The following is a 17,585-nucleotide window of genomic DNA, read 5'->3' on the forward strand; positions in this document are numbered from 1 at the left end:
AAGTGCACGCTTGCACACCTAACCACTCATTTTACCGGTTGTGGGCAGAGACGTTATATAACCCTTCTGAAACCTCTTATCTCCATAGAGTTGATGGTTTCTTCGACAGCATCTCCTCCAGATGGATAGGGGATAGAAATAATCTAAAGAAAATCCTGCTCTGGCGATGGTTTGCTATTGAGCCTGGTCCCTGAATGGGGGATGATAAGCGGCTACGATTTTTTCTTATCGACGACAGAGGTAACCGAATGAGCCAGGCGGAGAATCGCCCCAGTAATTTTATCCGTCAGATCATTGATGCGGATCTGGCGAGTGGCAAACATGAGCAAGTGCATACCCGTTTTCCTCCGGAGCCAAACGGCCATCTTCATATCGGGCATGCCAAATCAATCTGTTTGAACTTTGGCCTGGCCCAGGATTACCAAGGCACCTGTAATCTGCGCTTCGATGACACCAATCCCGAAAAAGAGGAGCAGGAGTTTGTCGACGGCATCAAGAGTAACATTCACTGGCTTGGCTTTGAGTGGGATGGTGAGGTTCGTCACTCCTCGGATTATTTCGACAGGCTCCATGGCTACGCGGTTGAGCTGATTGAAAAAGGCCTGGCCTATGTGTGTGAGCTCTCATCCGACGAGATCCGTGAGTACCGCGGTAATCTTAAGGAGCCGGGTAGAAATAGCCCCTATCGGGAGCGGAGCGTTGAGGAGAACCTAGAGCTCTTCGCCAAGATGAAGGCCGGTGAGATCGCCGAGGGTAAGGCGTGCCTGCGTGCTAAGATCGATATGGCATCCTCTTTCATGTGTATGCGCGATCCCGTGATTTACCGGATCAAGTTTGCCGAGCATCACCAGACGGGGAATCGCTGGTGCATCTATCCCATGTATGATTTCACTCACTGTATTTCGGATGCGATCGAGGGGATCTCTCATTCCTTGTGTACCCTGGAGTTTCAGGATAACCGTCGTCTCTATGATTGGGTGCTGGATAACATCAGCATCGAGTGTCACCCACGTCAGTATGAATTTAGCCGGTTGAACCTGGAATACACAGTGATGTCGAAGCGCAAGCTGACCCAACTGGTTTCTGAAGATCTGGTAGAAGGCTGGGATGACCCACGGATGCCGACCATCTCCGGGATGCGTCGTCGCGGTTATCCTGCGGCATCGATTCGCGATTTTTGTCAGCGTATCGGGGTGACCAAGCAGGAGAACACCATAGAGATGAGCCTGCTGGAGGCTTGTGTCCGTGATGAACTCAACCACAATGCACCACGTGCCATGAGTGTGCTGGAGCCGGTTCGGATCGTCATCGAAAACTATGATCAGGATAAGGTTGAGATGCTGACCGCTCCTAACCATCCGAGCAATGAGGCGATGGGCAGCCGTGAGATCCCCTTCACCCGCGAGATCTTTATCGATCGTGCCGATTTCCGTGAAGAGGCCAACAAGAAGTACAAGCGCCTGGTGCTGAATAAAGAGGTTCGTCTGCGTTACGGCTATGTGGTGAAGGCGACCCGGGTCGATAAGAACGAGGCCGGTGAGATTGAAACCATCTACTGTGAATACGATCCCCAGACCCTGGGTCAGGATCCGGCAGATGGCCGCAAGGTTAAGGGGGTGATCCATTGGGTCTCTGCCAGTCATGGTGTTCCGGCTGAGATCCGCAGCTATGACCGCCTGTTTAAGGTCCCCAATCCGGCCGCGGAAGATGACTTTAAAACCTGCATGAACCCTGAGTCTCTGGTGCTGCATCCCCATGCGGTGGTTGAGCCAATGCTTGCCGAAGCGACTCCTGAGCAGGCATACCAGTTTGAGCGGGAAGGTTATTTCTGCCGTGATAACAAGCACCTGGATCGCCTGGTATTTAACCGGACCGTGGGTCTTCGTGACTCCTGGGCCAAGGTTGAAAATAAAGGCTAATTTAGAGTGTCTTGATGAGTGAAAATCCGGCCGAGTGCCGGATTTTTTGTATCCGTTTTTTGAATCATGGTGAGAAGAGAGGATGGAAGATCACTTTCAGGGGAAATATGAGGTCGAGTTCAAGTATCGTGTCGATGAGCTTGAGCCCTTCGCACTCAGGCTCGGTGAGATGGGGGCACTCCCGCATGTTTTGGATAACCATGAGCATGACCTCTACTTTGAGCAGGCCGAGGCTGGCTTGAACTCCAGAGGGATCAGCATGAGTCTTCGACAGATGGAGCCCAGTGGGATCAAGCTGTGGATCGTGAAGGGGCCGGAGCACTCTCAGTGCCAGGCGACCCGTATCGAGGATCTCAAGACGGCGCAGAACATGCTGCAGACCCTGGGCTATCGGGTTGCTTTTGAGATAGAAAAAGAGCGCAGCCTCTATTTTTTCGGAAAATTCCATATCACCCTGGACCGGCTGAGCGGACTTGGTCAATTCGTTGAACTTGCCGTGTTTTGCGATGATGAAGCCCAGTTACCTGGACTTAGGGATGAGCTCGAAACACTGGCTGTGAGTTTAGGACTGACCCGGGAGCAGCGCGAGCCTTGCTCCTATCGCCAGTTACTGGGTTTTTGAGGTTTACTTTATAAAAAGAGGGGTAGAATTCCCTCCTTTTTCTAAGAGGGGAACGTTGTGGCGAAATCGGGTCAAGGGGGAGAGCTTCATCCCAGAAATCCTCACCGGGGACGATACGATCTGGCCGCACTGTGTCGCTGTTGTCCCGAGCTTAAATCTTATCTCACAGTCAACCCCAGGGGACAGCAGACCATTGATTTTGGCGATCCCAGGGCGGTGCTGTGCCTGAACCGGGCACTGCTGGCTCATCACTATGGGATCCAACACTGGAAAATCCCCGAAGGTTACCTGTGCCCGCCGATCCCGGGACGTGCCGACTACATTCACCATGCAGCGGATCTGCTGGCGGGCCAGCCCCAGAGCTGTGATCCTGTCAGGGTGCTGGATATAGGGACAGGGGCGAACTGCATCTATCCTATTCTTGGGACTCAAAGCTATGGCTGGCAGTGTGTGGCGAGCGATATCGACCCCATCTCAATCAAAAATGCCCGGGCGATCGTTGACGCCAATCCGGCGCTTGTGGGCAAGATTGAACTACGGCTGCAACAGCACAGCGGCTCAATTTTTAAGGGGATCATAAAGCCGGGGGAGCGCTATGCATTGACCTTGTGTAATCCACCATTTCACGCTTCCCTGGCCGAGGCGATCGCTGGCAACCGACGCAAGTGGCAAAACCTCAGTCAGGATAGAGCTGCCAAAGCCAAGCAGAAGCTGAATTTTGGCGGACAGAAGGCCGAGCTTTGGTGTCCCGGGGGAGAGCGCGCCTTTTTAATCAAGATGGCGAAAGAGAGCTGTGACTATGCCAGCCAGGTGACTTGGTTTACCACACTGGTCTCTAAGAGTGATAATGTCCGCCCCCTGAAGAGAAAGCTAACCCAGCTTGGTGTGAAGCGTCTTGAGGTGGTCAAGATGAGCCAGGGGCAGAAAATTAGTCGGATGCTGGCCTGGAGCTTTTTCAGCGCTAACTCGCCGGATTAAACCACAGTTTTTAGCGGCACGTTAAGCTGCTCGCGTAACCAGAACAAAGCGGGATCGATTTCACTGAAATACCGCACCAGAACGCATGGTTGGGGTTTTTTCAATGAAGTGCTCGAAGACAGCTCCTAGTCCGCTCATGACGACAGCACCTAGCTTCTTTATGACTCAAATCTTTTGATTGCGTGGAGGAGTCAAAGATCAATAATGGCCGCTATCCCGGGAGCTGGACTATGGTGTATCTGGGGATTCATCCTGGGTGGTTTACTGGTATGATGCCGCTTTTATCTGAGCAGGGAGGAAGTTTATGGGCGAGTTACTATCGCATACTTTTGAGAGCGGAGCCGGGTTTGATAAGGCTCTGGCTGAGCTCAGGGGGCGCCTTGACAGCTTTCCACAGCATAGGGATCTGTTAGAGAAGCTGTGTCAGTTCGAGCTGGGGCGATTTCTGGTTGAGCACCGGGGAATTGATGGTTACTGGACCGATGTTGTGGTGAACCATCCTGAGCGGGGACGAGTCACAGGTGTCAATGCTCAGGGAGAGCCACTGAGCCTTCTGGAGAGACAGATCCTGGATCAGGCGCCCACCTTTCTGGCAACTCAGCAGCGTTATCAGATCTTTCGCAAGCAGTTACAAAAAGAGTTGCCCAAGGCGCGGCGCTTATTGTCTGTACCATCAGGTCTGATGAGTGAGCTATTAAGCCTGGATTACTCCGGGAGTGAATCTGTGCAATTGATTGCGGTGGATCTGGACTCATCGATTCTGCAAAGAGTGCAGGAGAATGCTAAAAGCCATGGCTTTAATGGTGAGCTTGAGCTGGTGAAAGCCGATGCTTGGGATTTTACACTGGATCAGCCGGTCGATCTCATCACCAGTAATGGTCTGAACATCTATGTTGCAGAGGATGACAGGGTCGAGGCTCTATACCGCCAATTTTACCGGGTGCTCAAGCCTCGGGGGCGGCTGGTCGCAAGCTTCCTGACGCCGCCTGAAAGCTGGGATATGGATAAAATAGACCCAGAGGCGCTTTCACTGCAAAAAAGTGTTTTTGCTGATCTGCTCGGAGTCAACTGGCAGCAGTATCGAAGCGAGCAGTTAACCCGTCAGCAGCTGCAACATGCCGGATTTTCCGAGATTGAGTTCATCTATGATGAGGCGCGGATGTTCCCGACAGTGGTTGCGTCAAGATTGGACTAGTCTAGGGGCTGTCGTCATAAGATAGCAGCCCATAGTGCTACACAACGTATTTGAACAGCCGCTTCAAATGAAGCGGTATTTTTTGCATATCGTGTCGCGATCCCCCGCCACCTCTTCAAATGAAGAAAGGCATTCTCTACCAAATGCCTAACTCTATAGAGACCTTTATCATGCTCCCGTTGCACCTTCCGGTTTCTCCTCGATGGAATAACCACTTTCATTCCCAGAAACTCGGCTTGGGAGACCAAGGCATTGCCTCTGTCAGCCAGTAAATACTCAGCATCGACACCATCAATCAGAGCCAAGGCCTGAGAACAGTCTGCCGTTGTACCTGAGGTAACAAAGCACTTCACAGGCATGCCATGAGAGTCTACTGCCAAGTGGATTTTACTGTTTAGCCCCCTTTTGTTATCCCCATATCTTGATTACCTCCCTGAGCACCGCTGGCATCCGGATGAACTTTGATATGGCTGGCGTCGATCATCAGCCACTCAAAATCTGGCTCATGGATTAAACGTTCCTGGAGGCGAGCCCAAACTCCCTTATCACGCCAGCGACTAAATCGTCGATGAGTATTTTTCCAGTCGCCATAATCGGGAGGAAGGTCTCTCCAAGGAGAGCCTGTCCTTAAAATCCAAAAAACAGCATTGATAAAGAGTCGGTTATCTCGACCCGCCTTTCCCCAGTCACCCTTTCTTCCCAAAATATGGGGTTCGATTAGGCTCCATACTCGGTCTGATATGTCATGGCGTCGGTGGGCTGGGCTCTTCATTGTGTAGTTTCAGATTAATGATGAAAGCACATATTGTACTCAAACTAGTCCTCTCAAGACGACAGCCCCTAGTCTAATCAGTTCATAAGTGCATTGCAGCTGTGTTGTAAACGGCTGCAATGCATCAACAGTCTATCGTATTAATCACCTATCAATCTGTGGGCTGAAGGGCCTTGCGACGGTTCTTTCCTGATTTGTAGCTCTCCCAGCTTCGCCCCTCCTGACCAAAGTGCAGCCCGGTTTGGCTGAATAGAAAGTCACAACCAGGGGCGATAAGATCCGCATCAATCATAATCTCAAGGTAGACCCCTGTGTCTGCTTCTTCAGCCTCTTTTAAAGCGTTTGCCAACTCCGTCGGCTCGGCTAATCTTCCGGGTAAGCCAGTGGCAGCCAAGGGCCTTTGGAAGCTCTGAGAACTGCCAGGGAGGGAGATCATTATAGATCTCATCCGGGTTACGATTGGTGACACGTTCAGCCAGGTATCCACCGTTATTGATCACCAGGAAAACGGGCTTTACCCCATAGCGCTCAAATGTTCCAAGCTCATTCATCGTCATCTGATGCCCCCCTTCACCCGCGAGTATCACGCAGCGGCGCTCGGGCGCAGCAATTGCGTGGCCCAGTGCCGCTGGCGTCCCCCAGCCGATTGCACCCCAGGAGAGCTGTGATTCAAGATCGACCCCGGCCGGAAGCTCTGCCCTGGCGGAGAAACACATTGAGGCCATTGCAGTGTCCGAGATCAGGATATCTCCAGGTTTGATAAATGCCTGGATCTGTTGATACAGGGCTTCATAGTTCAGGGGGGAGTCTGAAAGTAGCGGGGAGCCGATCGCCGTTTGGCTTTCCGGAAGTGGGGGATGAGAGTTCAACCTCAGATCCAGCTTGTCGATTAAGTCTGTCAGCAGCTCCTGCATATGAATGTTTTCATAGCAGTGATCGCCAATCTGTACCGAGTGGGGCATGATCTTAATCAATGCCCGGGGATCATAAGCCAGGGTATGGAAGCCATTGTTAAAATCATGGCTTTCGGTGCCAAGGGCCAAAATACAGTCACTGCTTTCAACCCAACCTGTGACCCAGGGATCGGCCCAGCCATGATATTGCCCCATATAGCTCCCGATGTAGTTGGGATGATCCATACCAACAATACCTCGTCCCTGAAACAGGTCGACAAAGGGAAGCCCGGTTTTGTTGATAAGCACCCGGGCTTGATCAACCAGTTGATGGCGTCGCAGCAGGTATCCCGGGATCACACAGGGTTGCTTCGCCTGATGTAAGCGGTAGCAGATCTCCTGGGCAAGCCAGGCTAACCTTTGCGGATCACAGGTAGGATGGCTCAGGGGGATCGGCAGGGGTTCAGACGGCATAATCACCGGGGCATGGGGCACATCCCGGGGAAAAGCAAGGTTGATAGGCTTGGAGTAATAGCGCATGGCTGCAATGAGCCGCTCCGTCTCATACACGCAGTTTTGTGGGGTGATCACCACAGCCCCATCGCCTCCGGCGGTCAGTGGTCGGGTCATCTGCACAAACAGATCATAATCCGGATCCTGATCCCCGATCATGTGATGATACCTGAGTTTTTTTCTCTGCTCAGCAAGGCCAGGCATGCCGGTCAATGAGATCAGCTGTGAGCTTTCTGCGTGAGCCCCTGCGAGCCCACCCAGGGTACAGAGCTCACCGGCACCATAGGTCGAGACCAGCACGCCGACGCCCCGGGTCCGTGCATATCCATCGGCGGCGTAGCTGGCATTGAGCTCATTGGTACATGAAATCCATTGAAGCTCTTCATCATCGATGATGGCGTCGCACACAGGGTACACAAAGTCTCCGGGAACCCCAAAAATATCGGTGACACCCAGGGATTTAATTCTTTGAAGAACATACTCAATCACAGTCGTGGGCTTGCTCATAACGGCTCCTTGAATAATCGATAGTTGTGATGCATAAAAGGGGGAGATGAGTTGAATGCCTTTAAGGCATTCAACTCATCTGTAGCGCCATTAGTAGCCTGCAGCCTCATAGGGGCCGCGATCTTTTCGGTAGACCAGCAGGGTGCGTCGATAGGAGAGTACCTCCTGCTGGGCTTCGTCATAGCAGCGGGTCAGCACATTGACGATACCCTGATCGGGCCGCGATCTGGATTCTCGCTTGTCGATGATCTCAGAGGTGACTCTAAGCTTCTCGTTGGGGAAAACCTCCCGGTGCAGTTTCACATCGGTCCAGGCGAGGTTTGCTACGACTCGCCCCAGGGTACGGGTGGTACAGGCGGTCATGGCTCCCATCCAGTAGCTCTCGGTGACCGGTGGCAAGCTGCTTTCTCCGGGCCTGGCCAGGTAGTTTTTGTAAAAGTCAGGATCCACATATTTGGGGTTCCACTCCAGTGAGCGCTGAGCATGGCTGATCGCTTCATCGGGGCTGATGAGCTTATAGGCGGCGTGCTCATAGAGCTCTCCGGGCTGAAGATCTTCAAAATAGATCCCGACGCTCTCTTTGAGGGAGCCGTCTGCCTGCAGGGCATAGGCTGAGAACTTATCCCCGCTGAGCTGGCAATCCAGCGAGCCATAATAGGGGTGCTGTCCCGCTTTATAGATGCGGATGTTATAAGTGACCCGGGTAACTATATCCCCGTGTTGATTGGTGCCTCGGGTCTCGACCCGCAGGATGCCGCATTCATCTTCGGGACACTCCTCAACACCAAGGATCTCGGATTCGGCATACAGGGTGTCGCCCCCGAATACCGGATGGGTCATCGCGATACTGGTAAATTCGATGATCCGATCCTTTCTGGCAAAGGTCTTCCAGCTGCCACCCAGCACCTTTTGCAGTGTCATGGTGCTCACCCCCAGGCAGTGCTGCCACTCGGTGTTGGAAGCATAGTGCTGATCATAGTGGAGCTGGGCCGAGTTCATGGTGTCTGTGGCTTCATCCACATTATCCTGCTGACTGATGGTGATCCCGGGCCTGTGATGAAACAGTTGTCCCTTCTCAAACTGCTCAAAGTCCAGTCCAAAGATTTCCCGGTATCTGTGTTGGTCGATTTTTGCGTATGCACTAAACATGATGTTCTCCTAGCGAATGAGTCCCATGGCTTTTGCCTGCTCGGTGAGTGAGGGGCGAAAATCCGGATGAGCCAGGTTGATGAGGGCCTTCGCCCGCTTGACGTTGGACATGCCGGCTAAATTGACGCAGCCGTATTCGGTGACCACATGCTGCACATCGGTGCGAGCCGTGGTGACTATGTTATTGAGTCTTGGCACTATCTTGGAGATGGTGCCATTTTTGGCGGTGGAGGCGGCGGCCAGGAAGCTCTTCCCTCCCTTTGAGGCGCTGGCTCCGCGCACAAAATCGACCTGACCGCCGGTGCCGGTGATCTGCTTCCAGGCGACTGACTCGGAGGCAACCTGGCCCAGCAGGTCAATCTCAACGAATGAGTTGATGGAGATCATCTTGTCTATTTTCTCAATGACACTGGCATCATTCACATAGGAGGCCGGGTAGCACAGCATGGAGGGATTGTTGTCCATCACCTTGTAGTAGGATGAGTCCGGCAACATGGCAACATTAAATACGGTGTGGTGGCGGTGGATGTTTTTGTATTTGTTGGTGACATTGCCGTTCTTCACCAGATCGATGAGGGAGGCACACATCAGCTCGGTGTGGATCCCCAGATCATTCTTATCCAGCAGGTATTTCCCCACCGCATCGGGTACCCCACCGATACCGAGCTGGATGCAGGCACCATCCGGAATCGAGTCGATGATAAAGTCTGCGATCCGGTGATCATTGTCAGTCATCGCCTTGGTTGGCAGGCGAAGCAGCTCGCTATTGTGCTCGACAATGGCATCGATCTCACTTAAATGGATGATCCCATCGCCGAAGGTACGTGGCATGTTTTCATTCACTTCGACCACGATTCGTTTGGCACGCCGGGCTGCCGGAATCGAGAAGCTTCCATCGAGCCCAAAGCTGAAATAGCCATTCTCATCCATGGGAGAGACCTGGAACATGTGGAGATCCGGATCGCCATACTGGGTCAGAAAACCACTCTCCATGTGGCTAAAGTGCCCGGAGATATATTCCGGATACTGCACCTTGTCCAGGTGATTGCGGGCGGTTTTCAGCAGGGAGCCAATTTCACCGCCGATGAATGGTAGCATCAGGTGGATTGACTCGAGCACCTCGGGATCATTAAAAAATTCTGTCACCTGGGAGGAGCAGCGGAACAGATAGGTATCGATCACCTGTTTAAAATATCCCTCTCTGGCGGCCTGGGCATAGGCTTTGGCCAGGGCGACCGGGGTCGCGGCATAGCAGCCAAAGGTGACAAAATTAACATCCTGCGCCAGGCTGCGGATCGCCTGATCTGCATCCATCAGCTTGGCCTGATATAGCTTGGGGATCTCGGCTTGATCATATCTGTAATGGGTCATCATTGGCTCCTTAGTAGGCAAGGTTTAATCTATCCAGAAGATCCTGACTTTTTTTGACGACAGGCACATCGAGCATCTTGCCGCGGTACTGGCAGGCAGAGCCTTGGGCCTCTTTGAAAATTTTGAGGATCGATTGTGCTTCAGAGATCTCCTCGTTGGTGGGAGAGAACACCTCGGCAATCGGTGTGAGCTGGGCCGGATGAATAGCGATCTTGGCGCTGTAGCCCATCGCTTTCACTTTTTTGGTTTCGGCAATCAGTCCGGCTTGATCTTTAAAATCTAAGTAGGGCACATCCCAGGCGACTTTCCCGGCAAAGCGCGCGGCCTGGACGATTCTGGCCCGATAGCTTTGGGTGTTTTCGAGGCTGAGCTCAACCCCGAGATCGGCGGCCAGATCGGCCCCGCCGAAACCAAGGGCCGCGACACTCGGGTGAGATGCGATCTCATGGGCATTCTGCAGACCGACCGCGGTTTCTATGGCTGCGATAAAAGTGATGGGAGTGTGCCGGCCCTGGTTCAGCAGCTCGCTGTAGAGCTCGATCTCCTGGAGGTTCTGCACCTTGGGTAAAAAGATGGTATCGGGAGCCAGCTCCTGTTCGACCAGCGCGCTAATATCCTTAAGGCCTGCCCGGGTGCTGATAGGGTTGATCCGGATGGCGGTGATCATGGGGTGGTCGGCGGGGATCCTGCCCCACTGTCTCAGGTATTCGATGAGGGTGTGGCGGGCGCCGTCTTTCTCATCCAGGGCCACCGCATCCTCAAGATCCAGTACCACCATCTGGGCATCACTGCACTGACCTGCTTTGGTAAAACGCTCGGGGCGATTGGCCGGGGTAAACAACAGGGTGCTGCACAGTTCGGGTCTTAGCTGTTTCATCTTCTGTTCCTTCATCTTGTTCTCAGTGGCCTGAGCGAAGCTCAGCTCATGATTTGCGTTGTCTGTTGTCCCGGGTACAGGGAGAGATTAAAAGGTCACAGGGGAGGGAAAAACAGGAGATCTGCAAAGATAGGTTGCACAATTTGCAACAATGGCTGAAGGGCCAGAATATAAGGGAAATTGGTGTTATAAAACTTGTGGGGGCTCTTATAATGGAAAGGCTCTTAGCGAGCCGAGCAGTTCACTTTTCAAATAAGTAAGTTGATCGCATATTACTCAACTGAATGCTATTCACTGTTCGTTGATTTTTTGCGACACGCTGTGAACCCATTCATGGGCGCTCTGATACCGCATCCATGCGGCAGAAGGTCGAAAAAACCTGCAAACAGCTTACTTTAGAAATAAATTGGGTGTGGTCGAGTTTTGGAGCTATATGGTGCTCTAGTGTATAAGAGGGAGGTCAAATGCAATCGGTCGAGTCTCTTCATTACTTTATCGCCGTGGTTAAATGGGGCGGCTTTTCGGCAGCGGCGAATCAGCTGAACTGTGCGACCTCAACGGTTTCGCGGCATGTGCAGCAACTCGAAGAGGAGCTAAAAACGCCGCTGTTTATTCGTCATACCCGTAAGCTGGCTCTTACCGAAGAGGGGCAGCTGGTGTATGACAGGGGTCTTGATATCTGCTCACAGCTTGAGGATCTTGAAAACTCCCTGGCCTACCGTCATCAGGAGATCCGGGGGATGGTGAGGATCAGTGCCCCCCACTGGTTTACCGCCAATCTGATTGCACCGCTCCTGCCAGAGCTGCATCAAAAGTGGCCGCAGCTTAAGATCTATATCAACCATGGGGATGAATATCGCGATCCCTTTCTGGCGGAGCATGATATCTACTTTTGTGTCGCAAGACCGGTGGACTCCTCCCTTATCATGCGTCCGGTCAGCTACCCTGAGTTCTGGCTCTGTGCCTCTCCAGAATACCTTAAATCGGCACCCGGGCTGAATAGCCCGGATGATCTTAAACAGCATAGCTTGCTGGGGCTGGAGCGAAACAAGCAGCTGGTGGATTGGTTCTTTAATAGTGCAGATGGGGAGCACAGGGTCAGCATAGATACATCCCACGCCTGGTTTGCCTGTAATAGCTACACCGCGCGCTATCAGGCGTGCCTGAACCATGGCGGAGTGGCCTTGATCCCTAAAGCCATGGCACAAGAGGCGGTCAGAGCAGGGTTGCTGCGCCGTTTATTGGTGAACTTCCAGTGTTCGACCATGGATGAGCAAAATGCCCTGTATATCGTATACACAAAGGAGAGCTCACGCAGACCTCGCGTCAAGGCGGTGATCGATGAGTTGATGCAATCTCTGCATTCATAATTGCGAATTATCCTGGCCGCGACAAAAATTAGATAATCAGCCTGTAACTATGAGGTCATCGGTGTGAGAGTCTTACCTGTGATGACCCTGCTTCTATTGCTGCATTCCTTGATGTTACCCGGCCTGGCCCTCGGAGATGAGGCTGCGGCCAGGCGCTGGGTTGAGCTTGAGTTCTCCCCCTCCACCCTTACCCGCGAACAGCAGCTCAAAGAGATGCGCTGGTTCATCCAGGCAGCCAAACCCTTTCGGGGGATGACCATTCGGGTGGTGTCTGAGCGGATTGCGACCCATTGGTATGAAGCTAGTGTGCTGGCTAAGGCCTTTTACCAGATCACCGGGATCAGGCTGGTTCATGAGTTGACCGGTGAGGATGATGTGATCAAGAAGCTGCAGACCCAGCTGATGATCGGTGAGAATCTCTATGATGCTTACATTAATGATAGCGATCTAATCGGCACTCACTCCCGCTCGCAAAAGATCCTGGTGCTCTCTGATTTTATGCAGGAAGAGGGGCGGGATGTCACCCTGCCGACCCTGGATCTGGATGATTTTATTGGCCTGGCCTTTACCACGGGAGCCGATGGTAAGCTGTATCAGCTCCCGGATCAGCAGTTTGCCAATCTTTACTGGTACCGTCATGACTGGTTTAGCCGACCCGATTTGAAACAGCGCTTTCGTAAGCTTTATGGTTACGAGCTGGATGTTCCGGTGAACTGGTCCGCTTACGAGGATATCGCTGATTTTTTCAGTCACCATGTCAAAGAGCTGGATGGTAAGCCGGTGTATGGCCACATGGATTACGCCAAAACTGATCCCTCTTTGGGCTGGCGGATCTCTGATGCCTGGTTGTCGATGGCGGGAGTGGGCGATAAGGGACTACCCAATGGACTGCCGGTGGATGAGTGGGGGATCCGGATGCAGGGATGCCACCCGGTGGGGCTTCGGTTGCCAGGGGAGGCGCCCTTGATGGACCCGCGGCACAATATGCGATCCGTAAGTTTATTCAGTGGTTACAGACCTATGCACCGGAGGAGGCGATTAATCTCAATTTTACCGAGGCCGGACAGTGGGTTGGTAAGGGGCAGATCGCCCAGCAGATCTTCTGGTACACCGCATTTGTCGCCGATCTCACCCGGGAGGGTCTTCCCGTGGTTAATGCGGATGGGACCCCCAAGTGGAGGATCGCGCCATCTCCGGTAGGGGCTTACTGGGAGAAGGGGATGAAGTCGGGCTACCAGGATGCGGGTTCCTGGACCCTTCTGAAGAGTACGCCCCTCAAGCGGCAACAAGCGGCTTGGCTCTATGCCCAGTTTGTGGTCTCCAAAACCGTCTCGCTGAAAAAGACCCTGGTGGGCCTGACGCCAATTCGCCGCTCTGATATCGACTCCGAGGTGATGACCAAGCAGGCTCCAAGGCTTGGGGGGTTGGTGGAGTTCTACCGGAGCAGGGGGCGGGATATCTGGACGCCGACCGGTAATAATGTTCCGGATTATCCGGGGCTGGCTGGTTACTGGTGGCAATATATTTCACGGATAGTTGAGGGCCGGGTCAGTGTCGCCCAGGGTTTGCAGGATTTTGCCCGGGTGGTGGACCAACACCTGCTTAAGCTCTCTAAGGATAAGGCGCTGCGCTGTCGCCCTGAGTTAAATCCACCTCGGGAGCCGGGGTACTGGCTCAGCCAGCCGGGCTCACCCAAGGCTAAAAGAGATGAAAAACCTCCGGGTAAGACCCTCAGCTATCAGGAGGTGATCCATGCCTGGCAATAAACTGAGCCTCATACTCTGTCCGTTGCTCCTTACCCTGGGCTGTTGGGTAAGCCAGGTGGCTTCTCAGATGATTACGGTCATCACCTACGAGGAGGCTCCTTGGGTTATCAAGGGGTCCAAGCTTGCCACCGGGTTGGTGCCGGATATTCTTCAACAGATGTTTGAACGTAGCGGTATCAAATATCGGCTCAGTATCCGGCCGGCCAAGCGTTCGCTGCTGATGGCGGAGCGGTTGCCATTTCACTGTATCGTCCCGGTTGAGCGTAGCCAGGAGCGGGAGTCGACCTATCGCTGGATAAGCCCGCTGGTGATCTCACGCTACGGTTTTTTCAGCATGCCGATGAGCAGCATCCAGCTGGATACACTGCTGGATGCCAAGCCCTACCGGATCGGTAGTTACCTGGGGAGCGGCATTGCTGAATATCTCCAGCCCTTTGGTTTTAAGGTTGAGCTGGCACCGCGTAATGAGATGAGCGCCTTTAAGCTTCTCAGAGGACGAGTCGATTTGTGGGCGAGTGATATCGATGCGGCGCTGTATTTGATCCAAGACAGCTCGAGCGAGCTGTTAGGCCATAAACTGATCGGTATCGGTAAACCCAAACTGGTTTTTTTCACCACCATCCGCGCCATGGGGTGTCACCGAGAGATCCCACAGCAGTTAACCCAAAAGCTTCAGCAATCTCTCAACCAGATGTTTTTGGATGGCACCGTCGCCAAAATTTACAAGAAATATGGGATTGAGCGTTGAGCCAGACCGGGATCCTAAGAAAATGGTCTGGCTTATTCATATCTGTGACCCAATTACCTCAACACATGGGCGACGGCGCGCACCGGGATCAGCAGATCTCTGCCCAGCTGACGGCTGCGCTCAGGGGACCAGCCGAAAAGGGGATCCGGTAGCTCGCAATTATCTTTAAACGGCATCTCCAGGGTATAGGAGAGGCAGTCGAAAGCTTCGGCCACCGCATTGGTGGCGACCGTCATATTGGCTTTACCCGGCTCATCCTTCTCATAGCCATGCTCATCCTGAAACTCTGGGGTGGCGAGTTTGAAGGCGTGCTTGAAATTATCCTCCAGAGCCTGGCGGCGGGTGTTATAACTTGGAGTACCTTCACTGCCAGCGAGGAAGTTAAAGGGCAGGGCCTCGTCACCATGAATATCTAAAAACAGATCTACCCCGGTTTTCTGCATCATCTCCCTGACCAGGAAGACCTCAGGGCTTTTCTCCATGGTCGGGGTCGCCCATTCGCGGTTAAGATTTGCGCCGGCTGCATTGGTGCGAAGATGTCCACGGGCGGCGCCATCGGGGTTCATGTTAGGCACAATATAAAACACAGCCCGGTTCAGTAGATCCCGAGCGACGCCATCCTCTTCGTCCAGCAGTCGCTCCAGCAATCCCTCTATCAGCCACTCGGCCATGCTTTCCCCCGGATGCTGGCGAGCAATGATCCAGATCGAGGTTTTTAGGGGGTTGGCTCGCCGATGGTCAGCAGCGACAGGTCACGCTTATCCAGAGTTTCCCCCAGGTGGGTAAGCTGACAACGAGGTGAAATCTGGGCCCAGGCCAGCAGATCCTGGTGTCTCTCATAGGAGTAGGGCGCGAAATAGGCGTAGTAGACCTGAGAGCACTCCGGAGTATGCTCAATGACAAGATTATCCCCATCAAACTGGGTCGGCACTCTGAACCATTCCTGGCGATCGTAGGAGGCAACAGCCTGGTACTCTTTCCAGCCATCCGGGTAAGCCGACTGTTTGAGATCTTCAATGGTCATCCGGTGCGGCGTGTCTGGGATGGTTTCCAGCTTATAGTGAAACCATTGATAGAATTCGGATTGGTTGTCCTTGTTGATTCTAAGGGTGATGGCATCGGCGCTATTGGCCTGGATCACCTGGATGTTACCACTATCGAAGTTGCTGCTTATTCTCATTGTTTTGCTCCGGAGAAATCGAGTGTCACTAATCTATCACAACTGCTCAACATCTAAGAGCCTGGCATATGCATATCCCTTGCGCTGTAGCAGGTTTTTTTTTGTTATACTCGCCCGCCTCAGTCACTTTTTCTTTCTCCACAGATAGATGGAATACTTTACCCAGTTTGAATATATAGGCCTTTTTTTATCCTCTTTTTTAGCGGCGACCCTACTGCCACTGAGCTCTGAGGTGGTGCTGAGCCTGTTGCTGCTCAAAGGACTTAATCCAACGACCCTGGTGGCTATTGCGACCCTTGGCAATGTGCTGGGCTCTTTTACCAACTATGGGGTCGGGCTGTGGGGTGGAAGTGCACTGGTGCGTAAACTTTTCAGAACCACTCCCACCGAGATGCAAAGGGCGGAGCAAAGGTTCTATCGATACGGGGTGCTGGCCCTGCTGTTTGCCTGGGTGCCGGCAATTGGCGATCCCCTGACTGTGGTGGCGGGCTTTCTGCGGGTCAATCTCGTCTGGTTCTGCCTGCTGGTGACTGCCGGAAAACTGGGACGCTACCTGGTGGTGAGCTACATGGTTCTTTAGTGGTTTTTGGTTAAGTTCGATGCAATATGGGCTCTAATTAAACCCAAAGGATTTACGACTTTGGCCCAATATGGTTCAAAATAGGATCGTCTTTTACATCTGTTGTTGATGTCTGACTCCCGCCTCACCAACAGGGTGTTTATCCGTCCATGGAACCTCTGCGGCCGTGACTACCATCCCTAATAGCCCATCCCAGCTCGGTATCCATACCTCGCGTTCAATGACTCAGTGAGCCATTTCACCCCTGCGACAGAAGGTTGGAGACCTTGAAATCAGTACACCTTTGTATGAGCAACGGATCTGAGACATAACCCAAAATGGTTTCATCCAGGATAAGAGCTTATTGATCTGCAGTGGCCGAAACATACCGACGGGTTATTGTCTCAAGCTTGCCATTTGCCACTATCGTCTCAAGCGCCGCCTTCAGCCTGGTTATTTTTTGCGGATCGCTTTCCCGGGATACAGCAATATAGTGGGGGTAGGTCTTAAAACGGACCGGCAGGATATAGAGTCTATCCTGCAGTTTATAATGGTCTATCGAATATTTAAGTCCCAGATCGTGATAGTAGGCGAAGCGGGCCTCTTTTGATATCACCGCATCCAGCATGGCGAAAACAGAGTTTTCAGTTTTGACATCTAACCCGGGGAACTCTTTGAGATAACGGTGGGTTGCCGTGTTCAGCAATGTAACCACCAGATTATCTCTTTTGATGTTAACGATATCCTGGAGCGAGTTAATCTCAACTTCATCGCCTTGACGGGCCACCAGAACATGGCTGACCTGATAGAGAGGCGGCATCATAAAATGGTGGTGCTTGGCTCGCTTGCTATTTTTAGCTGCGCCAAAGAAAACATCAAGCTGACCTAGCTTAAGTCGTTTGAAGATCCGCTGAACCGGGATAAATTTTGGCTCACTGTGAAAGTGGATGCTTGGATCTTCATCGGTGATCGCTTGCATGATCTCAGGCTCTAGTCCGGTAAACACCTTCTGGCCATCCACAATAGATTCGATGTACTTAGGTGTACTATCTTGATAAGCGGTTTTATAAACAGCAGCTTGAAGACTCTGGCTATCAAGGAGCGCGAAGAGGATGATGAGGTAGAGTGCCCGCCTGAGTCCTAGTGGCATAATCTCTATCCATGGA

The 17,585-nt window shown here is 52.7% G+C and carries 18 protein-coding genes; 9 read left to right on the plus strand and 9 right to left on the minus strand.

Features of this window, described 5'->3' with window-relative positions:
- The first annotated feature begins 248 nt into the window (after positions 1-248).
- The 4 genes from glnS to DB847_RS09580 all read left to right on the plus strand — a co-directional run bounded on the left by glnS (position 249) and on the right by DB847_RS09580 (position 4,714).
- A complete protein-coding gene (gene glnS, locus DB847_RS09565; protein ID WP_108650478.1) occupies positions 249-1,919 on the plus strand; it encodes a glutamine--tRNA ligase in 1,671 nt (556 codons plus the stop codon).
- Between the two features lie 82 nt (positions 1,920-2,001).
- Positions 2,002-2,541 carry a class IV adenylate cyclase gene (cyaB, locus tag DB847_RS09570; protein WP_108650479.1) on the plus strand — a complete coding sequence of 180 codons (540 nt, stop codon included), beginning with the start codon at positions 2,002-2,004 and terminating at the stop codon, positions 2,539-2,541.
- 57 nt (positions 2,542-2,598) lie between these two features.
- A complete protein-coding gene (rlmF, locus tag DB847_RS09575; RefSeq protein ID WP_108650480.1) occupies positions 2,599-3,519 on the plus strand; it encodes a 23S rRNA (adenine(1618)-N(6))-methyltransferase RlmF in 921 nt (306 codons plus the stop codon).
- 304 nt (positions 3,520-3,823) lie between these two features.
- Positions 3,824-4,714: a class I SAM-dependent methyltransferase gene (locus tag DB847_RS09580; protein WP_108650481.1), complete on the plus strand. Its 891-nt coding sequence runs from the start codon at positions 3,824-3,826 to the stop codon at positions 4,712-4,714.
- A gap of 14 nt (positions 4,715-4,728) precedes the next feature.
- On the opposite strand, the gene DB847_RS09585 is transcribed toward DB847_RS09580, so the two are convergent.
- The 6 genes from DB847_RS09585 to DB847_RS09605 form a co-directional block, all read right to left on the minus strand.
- Positions 4,729-5,486, minus strand: a protein-coding gene (locus tag DB847_RS09585; RefSeq protein WP_108650482.1) for an IS5 family transposase whose coding sequence is annotated in 2 segments (ribosomal slippage) — positions 4,729-5,111 and positions 5,111-5,486 — 759 coding nt in all. Because the reading frame shifts where the segments join, the coding sequence is not laid out codon by codon here.
- A gap of 151 nt (positions 5,487-5,637) precedes the next feature.
- Positions 5,638-5,835, minus strand: coding sequence for a hypothetical protein (locus DB847_RS24340; protein WP_159084509.1), 198 nt, complete (start codon positions 5,833-5,835; stop codon positions 5,638-5,640).
- Positions 5,810-7,399, minus strand: a complete 1,590-nt coding sequence (locus tag DB847_RS09590; RefSeq protein WP_108650483.1) for an alpha-keto acid decarboxylase family protein — start codon at positions 7,397-7,399, stop codon at positions 5,810-5,812. Before DB847_RS09590 ends, DB847_RS24340 begins: the two co-directional genes overlap by 26 nt.
- Before the next feature lie 90 nt (positions 7,400-7,489).
- Positions 7,490-8,548 (minus strand): MaoC family dehydratase, encoded by a 1,059-nt coding sequence (locus DB847_RS09595; RefSeq protein WP_108650484.1) that lies wholly within the window; start codon positions 8,546-8,548, stop codon positions 7,490-7,492.
- Positions 8,549-8,557: 9 nt separating this feature from the next.
- Entirely contained in the window at positions 8,558-9,919 is a 1,362-nt protein-coding gene (locus DB847_RS09600; protein ID WP_108650485.1) for an acetyl-CoA hydrolase/transferase family protein, read from the minus strand.
- A gap of 10 nt (positions 9,920-9,929) precedes the next feature.
- Positions 9,930-10,796: an HpcH/HpaI aldolase/citrate lyase family protein gene (locus tag DB847_RS09605; RefSeq protein ID WP_159084510.1), complete on the minus strand. Its 867-nt coding sequence runs from the start codon at positions 10,794-10,796 to the stop codon at positions 9,930-9,932.
- A 464-nt stretch (positions 10,797-11,260) separates the two neighbouring features.
- Here DB847_RS09605 and DB847_RS09615 point away from each other — a divergent pair, with 464 nt between their 5' ends.
- The 4 genes from DB847_RS09615 (at position 11,261) to DB847_RS09625 (ending at position 14,680) form a co-directional block, all read left to right on the plus strand.
- Entirely contained in the window at positions 11,261-12,166 is a 906-nt protein-coding gene (locus tag DB847_RS09615) for a LysR family transcriptional regulator (protein WP_108650488.1), read from the plus strand.
- A gap of 63 nt (positions 12,167-12,229) precedes the next feature.
- A complete protein-coding gene (locus DB847_RS24895; protein WP_199911784.1) occupies positions 12,230-13,366 on the plus strand; it encodes an ABC transporter substrate-binding protein in 1,137 nt (378 codons plus the stop codon).
- Between the two features lie 20 nt (positions 13,367-13,386).
- Positions 13,387-13,932 (plus strand): hypothetical protein, encoded by a 546-nt coding sequence (locus DB847_RS24900; RefSeq protein ID WP_199911785.1) that lies wholly within the window; start codon positions 13,387-13,389, stop codon positions 13,930-13,932.
- A 67-nt stretch (positions 13,933-13,999) separates the two neighbouring features.
- Positions 14,000-14,680, plus strand: a complete 681-nt coding sequence (locus tag DB847_RS09625; protein WP_159084511.1) for a substrate-binding periplasmic protein — start codon at positions 14,000-14,002, stop codon at positions 14,678-14,680.
- A 53-nt stretch (positions 14,681-14,733) separates the two neighbouring features.
- Here the strand turns inward: DB847_RS09625 and DB847_RS24905 are convergent, their stop codons facing one another.
- Together DB847_RS24905 and DB847_RS24910 are read right to left on the minus strand one after the other, a co-directional pair.
- A complete protein-coding gene (locus DB847_RS24905; protein ID WP_234418542.1) occupies positions 14,734-15,351 on the minus strand; it encodes a M14 family metallopeptidase in 618 nt (205 codons plus the stop codon).
- A 44-nt stretch (positions 15,352-15,395) separates the two neighbouring features.
- Positions 15,396-15,860 carry a M14-type cytosolic carboxypeptidase gene (locus DB847_RS24910; protein WP_199911786.1) on the minus strand — a complete coding sequence of 155 codons (465 nt, stop codon included), beginning with the start codon at positions 15,858-15,860 and terminating at the stop codon, positions 15,396-15,398.
- A 148-nt stretch (positions 15,861-16,008) separates the two neighbouring features.
- On the opposite strand from DB847_RS24910, the gene DB847_RS09635 reads away from it, so the two are divergent.
- On the plus strand, positions 16,009-16,440 hold the full coding sequence (locus DB847_RS09635) for a YqaA family protein (RefSeq protein WP_108650490.1): 432 nt from the start codon (positions 16,009-16,011) through the stop codon (positions 16,438-16,440).
- Positions 16,441-16,780: 340 nt separating this feature from the next.
- On the opposite strand, the gene DB847_RS09640 is transcribed toward DB847_RS09635, so the two are convergent.
- Positions 16,781-17,569, minus strand: coding sequence for a substrate-binding periplasmic protein (locus DB847_RS09640; protein ID WP_108650491.1), 789 nt, complete (start codon positions 17,567-17,569; stop codon positions 16,781-16,783).
- Positions 17,570-17,585: the final 16 nt, after the last annotated feature.

The organism is Dongshaea marina, assembly GCF_003072645.1.
Taxonomy (GTDB): domain Bacteria; phylum Pseudomonadota; class Gammaproteobacteria; order Enterobacterales; family Aeromonadaceae; genus Dongshaea; species Dongshaea marina.